This is a genomic window from Actinomadura physcomitrii, from assembly GCF_008923205.2.
Taxonomy (GTDB): Bacteria; Actinomycetota; Actinomycetes; order Streptosporangiales; family Streptosporangiaceae; genus Spirillospora; species Spirillospora physcomitrii.
Window position 1 is genome coordinate 106,007 of sequence record NZ_WBMS02000014.1, and the last position, 14,454, is coordinate 120,460.

Sequence of the window (14,454 nt, forward strand, 5' to 3'; positions counted from 1 at the left end):
GCAATGGCGGTCAAGGTCTACGAACGCATCCTTCAGCTCTTCGAGGCCGAGGGGATCAACACGATCTTCGGCATCCCTGACCCGAACTTCGTGCACCTGTTCCACCACGCCGAGGAGCGCGGCTGGAACGTGGTCGCCCCGCACCACGAGGAGGCCGCGGGCTTCATGGCGGAGGCCGTGTCGCGCATGACGGGCAAGCCGGCCGTGTGCATCGGCACGCTCGGCCCCGGCATGGCGAACATGGCCGGCGCGATGATGTGCGCCAAGGTCGAGAACTCGCCGGTCGTCTTCCTCGGCGGGCAGCGGGCCCGCATCACCGAGCAGCGGGTGCGGCGCGGCCGCATCCAGTTCGTCAAGCAGTCCGAGCTGTTCGAGCCGTCGGTCAAGTACGCCGCCAGCATCGAGTACGCCGACCAGACCGACGAGATCATCCGCGAGGGGCTGCGCAAGGCGCTGTCGGGCACGCCCGGCCCGGTCTACATCGAGTACCCGTCCCACGTGATCCAGGAGGAGCTCGACGTCCCGCCGGCGGTGCCGCCCGAGACGTACCGGCTGGTCGGGCAGACGGCCGGACCGGACAAGATCGCCGAGGCGGCGGCGGCCGTGCGGGCGGCGAAGCAGCCGATCCTCCTCATCGGCCACGGCGTGCACACCGCCCGCGCGGGAGAGCAGGTCAGGCAGCTCGCCGACCTGATGGCCTGCCCCGTCGTCCAGACCTCCGGCGGCACCTCCTACATCGAGGGCCTGGAGGACCGCACCTGGTCCTACGGGTTCTCGCCGTCGGCCGTGGAGGCGGTCGTGCAGTCGGACCTGTGCCTGGCGATCGGCACCGAGCTGGGCGAGCCCGTCCACTACGGGCGCGGCCGACACTGGCTGGAGAACGCCGCCGCGCGCACCTGGATCCTCGTCGAGCAGGACCCCTCGGCGATCGGCGTCAACCGCCCCATCGACATCCCGCTGGTCGGCGACCTGCGCGCGGTCGTCCCGCAGCTCGTGGAGGCGCTCGCGGACACGCCGCGCACCCCGTCGCCGGAGCTCGCCGGATGGATCGAGCAGGACGCGGCGCGGCTCGCCGAACTCGCGGAGACGGCCCCGTCCGGAGGGTCGCCCGTCCACCCGGCGCGGCTCGTCGTCGAGGCGACCAAGGCATTCCCGACGGACGGCATCATGATCCGCGACGGCGGCGCCACCACGATCTTCGGTTGGACGTACTCGCAGGCCAAGCCGCACGACGTGCTGTGGAACCAGAACTTCGGCCACCTCGGCACCGGGCTGCCCTACGCCGTCGGCGCCGGCGTCGCCGACGGCGGCGCGCGCCCGCTGATGCTGATCACCGGCGACTCGTCGTTCCTGTTCCAGATCGCGGAGCTGGAGACGGCCGCGCGGCTGAACCTGCCGCTGGTCTGCGTCGTGGCCGTCGACTACGCTTGGGGCTTGGAGGTCGGCGTCTACAAGCGCACCTTCGGCCAGGACGCGCGGATGCCCGGCGTGCACTGGAGCACCGGCACCCGGCTCGACAAGGTCGCCGAGGGCTTCGGCTGCCACGGCGAGTACGTCGAGCGCGACGCCGACATCGCCCCCGCCATCAAGCGCGCCTACGCGAGCGGGAAGACCGCGGTCGTGCACGTCGCGGTCGACCCCAAGGCGAACTCGGAGGAGATGCCGAACTACGCCGAGTTCCGGACCTGGTACGCGGAAGGGATGCAGTGACCGCCATGGGAGACAACCTGGAGTTCTACATCGGCGGCGAGTGGACCGCACCGGCCGATCCGGAGCGGTCGCGCACCCTCGACGTCGTGAACCCCGCGACCGAGGAGGTCTGCGGCAAGGTGGCCGTCGGCTCCGCCGCCGACGTCGACCTGGCGGTCGCGGCCGCCCGCGGCGCGTTCGCGTCCTGGTCCCGCACGAGCGTCGCCGACCGGATCGAGGTGCTGCGGAACGTCCAGGAGGTGTACCAGAAGCGGTCCGGCGACCTCGGCGCGGCGCTGACCGAGGAGATGGGCGCGCCCGCCTCGCTCGCCAACGGATTCCAGGTCGGGCTCGGCGCCGGCCACCTGGCCAAGGCGATCGAGATCCTCCAGGACTTCCCCTTCGAGGAGCGGCGCGGCGCCACCCTCGTCGTGAAGGAGCCGATCGGCGTCTGCGCGCTGATCACCCCGTGGAACTGGCCGCTCAACCAGATCGCGGTGAAGGTTTTCCCGGCCCTCGCGACCGGCTGCACGATGGTCCTCAAGCCGTCGGAGATCGCGCCGTCCGCCGGACGGATCTTCGCCGAGATCCTGGACGCCGCGGGCGTCCCCGCCGGGGTGTTCAACCTCGTCCACGGCGACGGCCCCGGCGTCGGCGCGCCGCTCTCGTCCCACCCGGACGTCGACATGGTCTCCTTCACCGGGTCGGTGCGCGCGGGCGTCGAGGTCGCCAAGAACGCCGCGCCCGGCGTCAAGCGGGTCACCCAGGAGCTCGGCGGCAAGAGCCCGAACATCGTCCTGGACGACGCGGACCTCGCCGCGAACGTCGCGTCCGGCGTCACCGCCATGATGGGCAACTCCGGGCAGACCTGCAGCGCGCTCTCGCGGATGCTGGTGCCGAGGGCGCGCATGGACGAGGCCGTCGCCGCGGCTCGCGAGGCCGTCGCCGGCGTGACCGTGGGCGACCCCGCCGGCGACGTCGTCATGGGGCCGGTCGCGTCGCGGGCCCAGTTCGACAAGGTCCAGGCGCTCATCCAGAAGGGCATCGACGAGGGCGCCGTCCTCGTCGCCGGAGGCACCGGCCGCCCGGACGGCCTGCCGACCGGCTTCTACGTCAAGCCGACCGTCTTCGCCGGCGTCACCAACGACATGGCGATCGCCCGCGAGGAGATCTTCGGCCCGGTCCTGGTGATCATCGGCTACGACGACGTCGACCACGCCGTCGAGATCGCCAACGACACCGAGTACGGGCTCGCGGGCAACGTCGCCGGCGCCGACCTCGACGCCGCCCGCGCCGTCGCCCGCCGCATCCGCGCGGGCTGGGTCTCCATCAACGACGGCTTCGACTTCGGCTGCCCCTTCGGCGGCTACAAGAAGAGCGGCAACGGCCGCGAATGGGGCGAGTTCGGCTTCCACGACTACCTGGAGACCAAGGGCGTCCTCGGTTACGAACCCGAAGAGGCCGCGTCCTGACCCGGCCGGCACGTCCCTGACCGCTCCGGCCGGCGCTCCGGCCGGAGCGGTCAGAACCCGCGTTCGGCGATCGCGTGCGCCTCCCGGGCCAGGTCCTCACGGAAGTCGGGGTGCGCGATCTCGATGAGGCGCCGGGCGCGCTCGGCGAGCGACCGGCCCCTGAGTTCGGCCGCCCCGAACTCGGTGACGATGACGTCGGCGTCGCTGCGGGCCGTCGTGACCGGGCCCGACAGCGCGGCGGTGATCCGGCTGACGGTGCCGCGCCGGGCCGTGGCGGGCAGCGCGATGATCGCGTGCCCGCCGGGCGAGCGCGCGCCCGCCCGGACGAAGTCCGCCTGCCCGCCGGTGCCGCCCAGGTAGGCCGGGCCCGTCTGCTCGGCGTTCACCTGGCCGGTCAGGTCGACCTCGACCGCCGAGTTCAGCGTCACCAGCCGCTCCAGCCGCGCGAGGACCGCGGCGCCGTGGGTGTAGTCCGCGGCGCGCATGCGGATCGCCGGGTTGCGGTCGGCGAACCGGTAGAGGCGCTCGGTGCCGATCAGCGCGCCGGTGACGGACACGCCCCGGTCGATGCTCTTGCGGGCGTTGGTGACGACGCCCGCCTCGACCAGGTCGACGAGGCCGTCCCCGATCATGCCGGAGTGGACGCCGAGGTCCGCGCGGTCGTGCAGGAGGCGCAGCAGCGCGTCCGGGACGGCGCCGACCCCGGTCTGGACGACCGAGCCGTCCTCGATGTAGGCGGCGGCGTGCTCGGCGATGGCCCGGTCGGTCGCGCCGATCTCGGCCGGCGGGACCTGGACCGGGGGCCGCGAGACGTGCACGGCGCAGTCGATCGCCGCCGCGGGGAGCACCTCCCCGTACGTACGGGGCACCTGCTCGTTCACCTCGGCGATGACGACGCGCGCCTTCGCGGCGGCGGCCCCGACGTGGTCGCTGATCAGGCCGAGGCCGTGGTCCCCGTTCGCGTCGGCGGGACCGACCTGGACGAACGCGGCGTCGCACCGCAGGATCCCCGCCTCGATCATCGGGCCGACCTGGCCGACGTGGCAGGGGAGCACGGTGAGGCGGTGCTTCGCGGACAGGGCGCGCAGCGCGCCGATCGCGCCCATGCTGGACACGGCGATCCCGTCCATCGCGTCGGGCGTGAGGAGGCCGGAGAAGCTCGTCGCGATGAAGACCGACAGCCCGCCGATGCCGGGCCCCTGCTCGATCAGGGCCTCGACCAGCGCGGTCGGCTCTCCGCATGCCTGCCCGACGACGATGTGGTCGCCCGGGCGCAGGAACCGGCCCAGGTCGAGGCCGGCGATGTCGGTGACGGCCCTCATGCCGGCCGCCCGGCCTGGGCCAGCAGGGACCGCGCGCGGGCGAGGTGGGGACGGTCGAGCATGGCGCCGTTGTGCGCGAGGGTGCCCGCGCCCGGGTTGGCGTCGAACAGGTCGACGATCTCCTGCGCGGCGGCCACCTCCACGTCCGTGGGGGTGAACGCCGCGTTGATCACCTCGACCTGGGCGGGGTGGATGGCGAGCATGCCGCGGTAGCCGTCCCGCCGGACCCGCTCGGCCCGCGCCCGCAGCCCGTCGAGGTCGCGGAAGTCGCCGTGGATGGTGTCGACCGGGACCGCGCCGGCGGCGGCGGCGCCGAGCAGGCACAGGCTCCGGGCCAGCTCGTAGGTGAAGCCGTACTCGCCGGCGGCGGTGCGGTTGGCGGCGGCGCCCACCGCGTCGGCGAGGTCTTCGGCGCCCCACGTCATCGCGACCAGCCGCGGCGCCCCCGCGTAGGTGCCGGTGGTGAACATGGCCTCGGCCGTCTCCGTCACGAGCGCGATGACCTTCGTCGAGCCCTCCCCGGTGCCCGCCGAGACCTCCAGCGCGGACAGGTAGTGGTCGAGCTTCTCGACATCCGCGCGACCACGCGCCTTGGGGAGCATGACGCCGCCGGGACGGGCGGGCATCACCGCGGCCAGGTCCGCCAGCGCGTGCGGACCGTCGAGCGGGTTGATGCGCACCCAGAGCCGGTCTCTGCCGCCGTCGGGCCGGGAGCGGAGGAAGTCCGCGACCATCGTCCGGGCGGACGGCTTGCGTTCCTCGGCCACCGCGTCCTCCAGGTCGAAGAGCACGATGTCGGCCGGCGACGCCGCGGCCTTCTCCATCTTCCGTCCGCTGTCGCCGGGGGCGAACAGCCAGGAGCGTGCGCCGAACGTTTCCGCGCTGCCGGTCATCTCTGTTCCCATCCCAGTTCGTCCAGTACTTCCGCCGTGTGGGCACCGAGCCCCGGGGCGGGGCCGGCGACCCGGCCCGGCGTCCGCGAGAACCAGGCAGGCGTCCCCGGGAACCGCACCGGCCCGTTCGGGGTGTCGACGGTCTCGAAGAAGCCGACGGCGTTCAGGTGCGGGTCGTCGAAGAGTTCGTCCAGGGTGCGGACAGGCGCGGCGGGAATGTCCAGGGAGGTGAGCAGTTCCAGCCATTCCTGCGTCGTGCGCTGCAGGAACGTCTCGCCGAGCAGCGCGTACACGGTGTCGATCTGCCGGGCCCGCTGTTCGAGGGTGGCGAAACGCTCGCCCGCCCATTCCGGCTTCACGGCCTCGACGAACGCCGACCACTGCTTGTCGTTGTACACGAGCGCGGAGATGTGGCCGTCCTTGGTGCGGTACGGCCGGCGGTTCCGGGAGACGGCGCGCGGGTAGACCGCGGGGCCGAGGGGAGGGGAGAACATCGCGCCGTTGGCGTGCTCGACCAGCATGAACGCGGCCATGGTCTCGAACATCGCGACCTCGACCTCCTGGCCCTCGCCGGTCCGCTCGCGGTGGAACAGCGCCATCATGGTGGCGTACAGCGCAGTGATCCCGGCGACCTTGTCGGCCATGATCGTCCCGACGTAGCCGGCCTCGCCGGTCAGCTGCTCCTGGACGGACGGCAGCCCGCACTCGGCCTGGATCGTGTCGTCGTAGGCGGTGCGGCCCGCCTCCGGCCCGCGGCGGCCGTAGCCGTAGCAGTTGGTGTAGACGATCGACGGGTTGACGGCGGCCACGTCGGCGTACGCGAACCCGAGGCCGGCGATCGCCTTCGCGCGCATCGAATGGATGAAGACGTCGCCGCGCTCGACGAGCCCGCGCAGGGCGCCCTTGCCCTCGTCGGTGCGCAGGTCGAGCACCACGCTGCGCTTGCCCCGGTTGACGTTGACGAAGACGCCGGCCATGCCCGGCTCGGGCCCGGCCGAGATCCGCCGGGTGTTGTCGCCGGCGGGAGGCTCGACCTTGATGACGTCCGCGCCCATGTCGGCCATGATCTGGGTGCAGTGCGCGCCCATCACCATCGCCGTCAGGTCGACGACCCGCACCCCCGACAGTGGACCCGGATGGTGTCCGTGTTCGTCCGACATCGGCCGCTCCCTTCGGATTCCCGCGCCCGGAACCCGTATCCGCATGATGCTATCAATCCTTACAAGGATGATGATATCAAGAGGGTCATGAGGAGCACCGAAGCCGGCCGGGCCCTGCCTCCCCTTCCGCCCTCCATCGCGGCCGTCCTGGAGGCGCCGCTCGCCGCACGGCCGCACGCCACCGCGATCGAAGCCCCCTCGGGCGCCTGGTCCTACGCCGAGCTCGACGACCGGGCGCGGCGAGCGGCCGGTGCGCTGTGGGCGCTCGGGGTGCGGCCCGGTGACCGTGTCGCCGCGTGCCTGCCCAATGACCTGGACATCGTGGCGGCCTTCCACGGCGCCCAGCGGATCGGCGCCGTGTGGGCGGGGATCGGCGAGGCGCTCGCGCCCGCCGAGCAGGAGGAACTGCACGGCATCTGCGATCCGGCGGTCGTCCTCGCCGGACCCCGCTGCCGGCTCGAGGTGCCGGGCCGCGTCGACCCCGACCGGTGGGCGCGGCTCACGTCGGGGGAGGAGGCGGCCCCGCAGATCGCCGCCGACCTCGACGCCCCCGCCGGGATCGCGTTCACCAGCGGGACGTCCGGGCGCCCCAAGGCGGTCGTGCACAGCCAGCGCAACCTGCTCCTGCCGGGCGCGGTGCTCGTCGCCACCCGGGGCTGGGGACCGGACCTGCGCAAAGGAGACGGCTTCCCGCTCACGATCCTCAACCTCATGGTCCTGTCGACCCTGCTCGCCGCGCAGGCCGGCGGCTGCTCGGTCGTCACCGACCGGCGCGACGCCGGCGGCTTGTCCGGCTGGATCCGCGAGCGGCGCGTCACCGTGTGGAACGGCGCCCCCGCTCAGCTCTACGACCTCGCCCGCCGCTCCGACCTCGGCCTCGGCCCGCTCCAGGAGGCGTGGAGCGGGGGAGGCGACACCTCCGACGCGATGCGCGAGGCATTCTCCGCGCGGCACGGGCTCGTGCCCCGGGCCACCTACGGCCTGACCGAGGCGCCTGCCGTGGTGTCCATCGACCCGCCCGGCGAGCAGTGGCGCCCGGGCACGAGCGGGCGGGTGCTGCCCCATCTCGACGTCGCCGCCTACGACGACGAGGGCCGCCGCCTCCCCGCCGGTGAGCAGGGCGAGCTGCGGCTGGGCGGCGCGACGTCGGGTCCCTGGGCGGGCGCATGGACGCCGCTGCTCGGCCACTGGGAGGACGGCCGCGTCCGTCCGCCGGACCCGGGCCCCGTGCCCACCGGCGACATCGGTACGGTCGACGATGACGGATGGCTGACCGTGCTCGACCGCAAGAAGCTGGTCATCGTCAGGGGCGGCGCGAACGTCTACCCGCTGGAGGTGGAGCGGGTGCTCCTGGCGCAGCCCGGCGTCGCCAACGCGGCGGTGTGCGGGGTACCCGACGACCGCCTCGGGCAGCGGGTGGCCGCCGTCGTCGAGTGCGCGGGCGAGCGGCTCGACGTCGCGGCGCTCACCGAGGCGTGCCGCCGGGAGCTCGCGCCCTACAAGGTGCCGGAGATCTGGACGCGCGTCGAGGCGCTGCCCGTCAACGCCATGGGCAAGGTGCAGCGCGCCGGGCTGGCGGATCTCGTCAGGCGGCCCACGACCGGCGGCCGGTGAGCACGGACCGCACGACACTATTCGAGGGAGGCGCGTGTGGACGCTGAAGCCGCGGCACGCGGGATGTTCGGGCTCGACGGACGGGTGGCGATCGTGACGGGGGCCTCGTCCGGGCTCGGCGCCGCGGTCGCCCGAGCGCTCGCCGCGTTCGGCGCGCGGGTCGGCGTGGTCGCCCGCCGCCGGGACAGGCTGGACGCGCTCGCCGCGGAGATCGGCGGCCTGGCCGTCGCCTGCGACCTGTCCGACCCGTCGCGGGCCGGGGCGGTCGTGCCCGCGGTGGCGGACGCCCTGGGCCCGCCGGAGGTCCTCGTCAACGCGGCGGGCGCCATGTTCACCGAGGAGCGCGCCGAATCCGAACCGCTCGACGCCGTCCGCGGAACCCTGGACCTCAACCTGGTGGCGCCGTTCGTGCTGGCGCAGGGCGTCTTCCCGCACATGCGCGCCGCCGGACGGGGCTCGATCGTCAACGTCTCGTCCATCAGCGGACGCGTCGGCCTACCGGGGATCCCGCAGGCGTCCTACGCGGCGAGCAAGGCGGGCCTGTCCGGCCTCACCGCCGAACTGGCCGTGCAGTGGGCGCGGCACTCGATCCGCGTGAACACGGTCGCGCCGGGCTTCTTCCGCAGTGAGATCACCGCCCCGCTCTACGAGAACGAGCGGCCGGCCGAGTACCTGCGCCGCAACACGCCGCTTCCGAGGGAGGGCTGCGCGGACGACATCGTCGGCGCCATCGTCTGGCTCGCGGGCGACGCCGCGAGCTACGTCACGGGGCAGACGATCGTCGTCGACGGCGGCTGGACCGCCCGCTAGCGCCGCCGGCCGGGAGTCAGTGGCGGGCGCGCACGCCGGACTGGATCGCCTGCCGGGCGGCGGGCGACGCGGCGTTGACGATCCCGTCGTCGAACCGCTCCAGGAGCAGCGACTGGGTCGCGGTGAGATGGGCGCAGGCGATCCGCTCCGCCTCCCCGGCGCGTCCGGCGTCGATGTCGTCGACGATCCGGCGGTGGGCGCGGACGGAGGCCATCGCCTCGTCCCGGGTCGGGTACTCGCCGCGCCGGGTGAGCGCCTCGGCCCACGCCTCCTCCTGCGCCGACCACAGGGCGACGAGGGTGCCGACGACGTTGCGGACCGTCGCGTTCGGGGTGAAGGCGACGAGCAGGTCGTGGAACTCCCGTGCGGTCTGCGTGAACGCGACGCCGTCGTTCACCAGCGCGGTGCACTCCTCGACGTTGGCGCGCAGGGCCGGGACGACGACCTCGGCGCGGTCCTCCCGCCGCGCGCACTCGGCGGCGCAGAGCGGCTCCAGCATCCGCAGCCCGGCCGCGAGGTCGCCCAGTGAGACCCGGTCGCCCTGGAGCGCGAGGCCGAAGTGGTACGCGGCCGACGACTTGTCCGGGCGGTGCACCTCGGCGCCGCCGACGTTGCCCCGCCGGACCGTCACCAGGCCCTCGGTCTCCAGGATGCGCAGCGCCTCGCGCACCGAAGGGTAGCTGACGCCGAACTCCTTGACCAGTTGGTCCTGGGTGGGCAGCGCGTAGTCGTAGTCGCTGGCGAGGATACGGGTGCGCAGCTCGCCGGCGACGGTCTCGGCGATGCGGTGCTGGTGGACCCGGGTGCGGCGCGGTGTCGTCACGCAGGCCGCTTCCGGCGGAGCTGATGGATCATGCGGCGAGTCTACCGTGATCGGATAAGCAAAGGCAGTATTGCAATCCTTACAATGATTGCAATAGCGTCATCGCCATGGATTTCACGATGGGCGAGGCCGCCACCGCCCTCCGCGGCGACCTGCGCAGGCTGGTGGCCGAGAACGTCCCCGCGGACTTCCTGGGCGCGTTCACCGATGATCCGGCCGATCTGGAGACGGCGCAGGGTTTCTGCCGGGTGCTCGCCGAGCGCGGGTTGCTGTGTCTGGCCTGGCCGGAGGAGTACGGCGGGGCGGGTGCTTCGGTGTGGGAGCAGACGGTGGTGCGCGAGGAGATGTGGGCGCATCATGAGCCGCGCGGTGCGCAGTACATGGGCGTGAACTGGGTGGGGCCGACGATCATGCGGCATGGCACGGCGGAGCAGCGCAGCAGGCATCTGCCGCCGATCGCGCGCGGTGAGGTGATCTGGTGCCAGGGGTTCAGCGAGCCGGACGCCGGTTCGGATCTGGCGTCGCTGCGCACCGCCGCGCGGCGGGACGGCGATGGCTGGCGGATCTCGGGCCAGAAGATCTGGACGTCCTACGCCACCATGGCGCAGTGGTGCTTCCTGCTCGCCCGGACCTCGAAGGGGGAGCGGCGGCAGCAGGGCCTGACGATCTTCCTCGTGCCGATGGATGCGCCGGGCATCGAGGTCAGGCCCATCGCGTCCATGATGGGGCCGCACCACCTCAACGAGGTCTTCTTCAGCGACCTGCGGGTGACCGGCGCGGACGTCCTCGGCGAGGTCGACCGGGGGTGGGAGGTGGTGCAGGAGGTGCTGTCGTTCGAGCGCGTCGGCATCGCCCGCTACGCCCGGTGCGAGCGCTTGCTCCAGGCCGCGCCGTCGGTGCTCGGCGACCGCTGGGACGACCTCCCGGACGAGCTGCGCGGGCGGTGGGCCCGCATGCTGACGCACTGCAGGCGCGCCCGCCTGCTGGCCTACGAGGTGGTGGCGAAACAGGACAAGGGCACGGTGCGGCCCGCGGACGCGGCCGCCTACCGGATCGCGGTGACCAAGCTCGACCAGGACAGCGCCGACGTGCTGATGGAGATCGTCGCGTTGGCCGGGCCGGACGGCGCGCAGGCCCGCCGGTTCCGCCTGCAGGTCGAGGACCACTGGCGCTACTCCCGCGCCTCCACGGTCGCGTCGGGGAGCATCGAGATGCAGCAGATCCTGCTCTCCCGATCGCTGCTGGCGTCATGACCGGCCCGCTGAGCACGAGCCCGGCACCCGGCGCCCCATGAACATCGACCTGAGCGAAGAGGCCGCCGAGTACGGGCGGCAGGCGGTGCGGGCGTTCGAGGCGGCCGGAGGCGACGACCTCGTGCGGACCGCCGAACGCGAACCCGGGCGCAGGGCGGCGCTCGTCGGGCCGGTCCTGGACGAACTGGGCGCCCTGGACCTCGATCCCCGGGGCGACGCGGCGGAGCTGGAGGCGGCTGCCGCGCTGTGCCGTAGCGCCGGCTACTTCGCGATCCCCTTCCCGGTGGCCGAGCGCCTGGCCCGCCCCGCCGGCGCCGGCGGGCTGCTCGTCGTGGACGGCGCCCGTCCCGCCGCCGCCGTCGCCGGGCTCGACCCGCACTGGACGGCGGTGACGCTGGACGGCCGCCGCTGCGACGCCGTCGCCCGCGCGCCGGACGACCCGCCCCGCACCTCGGCCTTCGTCGCGCGGCTGGACCTGCGGCCGGCCGACGGCCCCGCCGGAGACGGCGACGGAGACGGCGCGCGGGATCTCGCGCTCGGCCTGGTCCTGCCGTGCTGGACGCTGCTCGGGATGCTCGACCGGGCGATCGACCTCACCCGCGAGCACGTCCTGCTCCGCGAGCAGTTCGGGCAGGCGCTCGCGCGGTTCCAGAGCGTGCGCTTCCAGCTCACCGAGGCGGAGGTCGAGCGAAGCGGGGCGGTGTCGCTGGCGAAGTACGCGCTGTGGAGCGTCCAGTCCCGCCGCGCCGAGGCGGTCGAGGACGCGCTCGCGCTCCGGCTCGCGGCCGTCGAGGCGGCCGACGTCGTCTTCCGCGTCGCGCACCAGCTGCACGGCGCGATCGGCTTCTGCGACGAGGCGTTCCTGTCCTGGCTGTCGCGCTACAGCCAGCCGCTGCGGCGGCTGCCGCTCGGACCGTCGGGGACGCGCGACCGGCTGACCCGCCGCCTCGGCCGGCGCGGCCTGACCGGGCCGTTCGGCACCGGGCGGTCCGACGGGGCGCGGGAACGGGCGGCGGGGTGACCGGGGCCCGCCGGACGGCGCAGGACGTCGGGGAGTTCCGCGCCGAGGTGCGGGAATGGTGCCGCGAGCACATCCCCGCCGGCTGGCGGGAGGCGCAGACGGGCGTGGGGGAGGAGGAGTTCGTCGCCTTCCAGAAGGCGTGGTTCCAGGAGCTGCGCCGCGCCGGGTTCGCCGTCCCGCACTGGCCGGCCGAGTGGGGCGGCGGGATGCCGGTCGCCGAGCAGATCGTGCTCTATCAGGAGCTCGCCGCCCATGACGCGCCGCGGCTGGTGCTGGCGTTCGTGGCGATCCACCACGCCGCCGCGACGCTGCTCGCCGCCGGGACGGACGAGCAGCGGCGGCGGCACCTCCCGGCGATCCTGGACGGCGAGATCTGGGTGCAGGGCTTCTCGGAGCCGGGCGCCGGGTCCGACCTGGCCGCGCTCTCGACCACCGCTCGCCGGCAGGGCGACGGCTACGTCGTCAACGGGCAGAAGGTGTGGGCGAGCGGGGCCGCGCACGCCGACTGGTGCCTGCTGCTCGCCCGCACCGACCCCGACGCGCCTAAGCGGCGCGGCATCTCCTACTTCCTGCTCGACATGGGCACGCCTGGGATCGACGTCCGCCCGGTCCGGCAGGCGACCGGGGAGTCGCACTTCTGCGAGATCTTCCTCGACGACGTCGTCATCCCCCGGACCGGGCTCGTCGGGCGGGAGAACGAGGGCTGGCGGGTGGCGCAGGAGACGCTCGGGGCCGAGCGCGGCATGACGATGCTGGAGCTGGCCGAGCGGCTCGGCAACGCCGGCTTCCGGTGGCTGGTGGAGACGTGCGCCCGTTCCGGCCTCAGCGGCGCGCCTCCCCTCGAGGACCCGCTCGTCGCCGACCGGCTCGCCGGTTTCGAGACCGAGCTGACCGCTCTGCGCGCGCTCTGCCGCGACCTCGTGGAACGCCACGACGCGGGCACGTCCGGCCCGGCCGACGCCTCCGTCGTCAAGCTCTTCTACAGCGAGCTGCTGCAGCGGATGACCGCCTTCGGCGCCGAGATCGCCGGACCCGCCGCGCACGCCGAGCTGCGCAAACCCCTGTCCAGCGGCTGGGAGTCGGGTGCCTGGGCGCTGGACTTCATCGGCTCGTGGGAGTGGACGATCCCGGGCGGCACCAGCGAGATCCAGCGCACCATCATCGGCGAGCGCGGCCTCGGCCTGCCCCGCGAATCCAGGAGCGGCTGATGAGCACGGACTTCTCCGATCTGCACGGCGAGCTCCGCGCCGTCGCGCGCGACCTGCTCGGCGGCGCCGGCCGGGACCGGGCGCCCGGGTGGAAGGCGATCGCCGCCTCCGGCTGGCCCGGCCTCGAGGTGCCGGAGGCGCTCGGCGGCTCGGGCGCCACCTTCGCGGAGGTCGCGGTCGTCCTGGAGGAGATGGGCCGGGCGGCGGCGTCCACCCCCTACTTCGGCACGGCGGTCCTCAGCGTCGCAGCGCTCGACCTGCTGGAGCCGGGACCGGACAGGGACGAGCTGCTGCGCGGCATCGCGTCCGGGGCCGCGCTGCCGGCGGTCGCGCTGGCGGGCGACACCGGCACCGCCGTCGCCGCCCGGCCGCCGTTCCGCCTGGAACGCTCGGCGCGGGGCCTGCTGCTGCACGGCGACGCGGCGTTCGTGCCCGACGCGGCCGGGGCCGACCGGCTCCTGCTGCCCGCCCTCGCGCCCGGCGGCGAACCCGTCATGGTCGACGCGCGGCCGGACCTCGCGGGGATCCGCGTGACCGCGCAGCCGCTCCTGGACGCGTCGCGCGCCTTCGGCCGGGTGACCGCCGAGGCCGCGGTCGTGGCGGAGGGCGCGGTGCGGCGCTTCGCCGCGGACCCCGAAGCCGCCTTCCGGCACCTGGGCGACCGGGCCGCCGTGGCCGTCGCCTGCGACGGCCTCGGCCTGAGCGAGGCCATGCTCGACACGACCGTCGCCTACGTGGGCGTGCGGGAGCAGTTCGGCCGCCCGGTCGGATCCTTCCAGGCGGTCAAGCACGCCTGCGCCGACATGTTCGTCAGGGTCGCGGTGGCGCGCCGCCTCGTGGAGGCGGCCGCGCGGGCGCTGTCCGCCGGCGACCCGGACGGCTGGGTGGCGGCGTCCATGGCGAAGTCCTACGCTGGCGAGGCCGCGGTGGACGTCGCGGGGAAGGCGATGCAGCTGCACGGAGGCATGGGCTACACGTGGGAGAGCGGCGTCCACGTCCACCTGAAGCGCGCGATGCTCGACCGCTCCCTGTTCGGCTCGCCCGCGGCCCACCGGCGCCGCATCGCCCGCCGATACCGCTGATCGCGGGCGGCCGGCGAGGACTCCGGCGACACCGTGCCGCTCCGCCTCTTGCGTTTCGCGCCCGGATGAGGTGGACTCTGCGGCAAGACAATACAGATTCTCAGATC

The 14,454-nt window shown here is 73.9% G+C and carries 12 protein-coding genes; 8 read left to right on the forward strand and 4 right to left on the reverse strand.

What is annotated here, in order from left to right:
* Positions 1–3 precede the first annotated feature (3 nt).
* Complete coding sequence (locus tag F8568_RS19375; RefSeq protein ID WP_151594969.1) at positions 4–1,710, forward strand: thiamine pyrophosphate-binding protein; 1,707 nt, start codon at positions 4–6, stop codon at positions 1,708–1,710.
* Between the two features lie 5 nt (positions 1,711–1,715).
* Positions 1,716–3,161, forward strand: coding sequence for an aldehyde dehydrogenase family protein (locus F8568_RS19380; protein WP_151595082.1), 1,446 nt, complete (start codon positions 1,716–1,718; stop codon positions 3,159–3,161).
* A gap of 50 nt (positions 3,162–3,211) precedes the next feature.
* Here F8568_RS19380 and F8568_RS19385 read toward each other — a convergent pair whose 3' ends face one another.
* Genes F8568_RS19385 through F8568_RS19395 form a run of 3 tightly spaced genes read right to left on the reverse strand, consistent with a single transcriptional unit; the run spans position 3,212 to position 6,536 of the window.
* Entirely contained in the window at positions 3,212–4,483 is a 1,272-nt protein-coding gene (locus tag F8568_RS19385) for an acetyl-CoA hydrolase/transferase family protein (protein ID WP_151594970.1), read from the reverse strand.
* Positions 4,480–5,376, reverse strand: coding sequence for an HpcH/HpaI aldolase/citrate lyase family protein (locus F8568_RS19390; RefSeq protein WP_151594971.1), 897 nt, complete (start codon positions 5,374–5,376; stop codon positions 4,480–4,482). The genes F8568_RS19385 and F8568_RS19390 overlap by 4 nt, the downstream gene beginning before the upstream one ends.
* Positions 5,373–6,536 carry a CaiB/BaiF CoA transferase family protein gene (locus F8568_RS19395; RefSeq protein WP_151594972.1) on the reverse strand — a complete coding sequence of 388 codons (1,164 nt, stop codon included), beginning with the start codon at positions 6,534–6,536 and terminating at the stop codon, positions 5,373–5,375. The genes F8568_RS19390 and F8568_RS19395 overlap by 4 nt, the downstream gene beginning before the upstream one ends.
* A gap of 87 nt (positions 6,537–6,623) precedes the next feature.
* On the opposite strand from F8568_RS19395, the gene F8568_RS19400 reads away from it, so the two are divergent.
* Complete coding sequence (locus F8568_RS19400; protein ID WP_151594973.1) at positions 6,624–8,150, forward strand: class I adenylate-forming enzyme family protein; 1,527 nt, start codon at positions 6,624–6,626, stop codon at positions 8,148–8,150.
* A gap of 36 nt (positions 8,151–8,186) precedes the next feature.
* Positions 8,187–8,960 (forward strand): SDR family NAD(P)-dependent oxidoreductase, encoded by a 774-nt coding sequence (locus F8568_RS19405; protein WP_202125150.1) that lies wholly within the window; start codon positions 8,187–8,189, stop codon positions 8,958–8,960.
* Positions 8,961–8,976: 16 nt separating this feature from the next.
* Here the strand turns inward: F8568_RS19405 and F8568_RS50480 are convergent, their stop codons facing one another.
* Positions 8,977–9,783, reverse strand: coding sequence for a FadR/GntR family transcriptional regulator (locus F8568_RS50480; protein ID WP_151594974.1), 807 nt, complete (start codon positions 9,781–9,783; stop codon positions 8,977–8,979).
* A 107-nt stretch (positions 9,784–9,890) separates the two neighbouring features.
* On the opposite strand from F8568_RS50480, the gene F8568_RS19415 reads away from it, so the two are divergent.
* From F8568_RS19415 to F8568_RS19430, 4 genes are read left to right on the forward strand one after another with little or no spacing between them, the layout of a single operon-like run.
* Complete coding sequence (locus F8568_RS19415; RefSeq protein ID WP_202125151.1) at positions 9,891–11,036, forward strand: acyl-CoA dehydrogenase family protein; 1,146 nt, start codon at positions 9,891–9,893, stop codon at positions 11,034–11,036.
* A gap of 37 nt (positions 11,037–11,073) precedes the next feature.
* Positions 11,074–12,057 (forward strand): acyl-CoA dehydrogenase family protein, encoded by a 984-nt coding sequence (locus tag F8568_RS19420; protein ID WP_151594976.1) that lies wholly within the window; start codon positions 11,074–11,076, stop codon positions 12,055–12,057.
* Positions 12,054–13,265, forward strand: coding sequence for an acyl-CoA dehydrogenase family protein (locus F8568_RS49685; RefSeq protein WP_151594977.1), 1,212 nt, complete (start codon positions 12,054–12,056; stop codon positions 13,263–13,265). Before F8568_RS19420 ends, F8568_RS49685 begins: the two co-directional genes overlap by 4 nt.
* Entirely contained in the window at positions 13,265–14,347 is a 1,083-nt protein-coding gene (locus F8568_RS19430) for an acyl-CoA dehydrogenase family protein (RefSeq protein ID WP_151594978.1), read from the forward strand. Before F8568_RS49685 ends, F8568_RS19430 begins: the two co-directional genes overlap by 1 nt.
* The last annotated feature ends 107 nt before the right edge of the window (positions 14,348–14,454 follow it).

Bases quoted from the DNA above. Each gene is read 5' to 3' on its own strand.
- F8568_RS19375 (WP_151594969.1), top strand. From the start codon at position 4: ATGGCGGTCAAGGTCTACGAACGCATCCTTCAGCTCTTCGAGGCCGAG.
- F8568_RS19380 (WP_151595082.1), top strand. From the start codon at position 1,716: ATGGGAGACAACCTGGAGTTCTACATCGGCGGCGAGTGGACCGCACCG.
- F8568_RS19385 (WP_151594970.1), bottom strand. From the start codon at position 4,483: ATGAGGGCCGTCACCGACATCGCCGGCCTCGACCTGGGCCGGTTCCTG.
- F8568_RS19390 (WP_151594971.1), bottom strand. From the start codon at position 5,376: ATGACCGGCAGCGCGGAAACGTTCGGCGCACGCTCCTGGCTGTTCGCC.
- F8568_RS19395 (WP_151594972.1), bottom strand. From the start codon at position 6,536: ATGTCGGACGAACACGGACACCATCCGGGTCCACTGTCGGGGGTGCGG.
- F8568_RS19400 (WP_151594973.1), top strand. From the start codon at position 6,624: ATGAGGAGCACCGAAGCCGGCCGGGCCCTGCCTCCCCTTCCGCCCTCC.
- F8568_RS19415 (WP_202125151.1), top strand. From the start codon at position 9,891: ATGGATTTCACGATGGGCGAGGCCGCCACCGCCCTCCGCGGCGACCTG.
- F8568_RS19420 (WP_151594976.1), top strand. From the start codon at position 11,074: ATGAACATCGACCTGAGCGAAGAGGCCGCCGAGTACGGGCGGCAGGCG.
- F8568_RS19430 (WP_151594978.1), top strand. From the start codon at position 13,265: ATGAGCACGGACTTCTCCGATCTGCACGGCGAGCTCCGCGCCGTCGCG.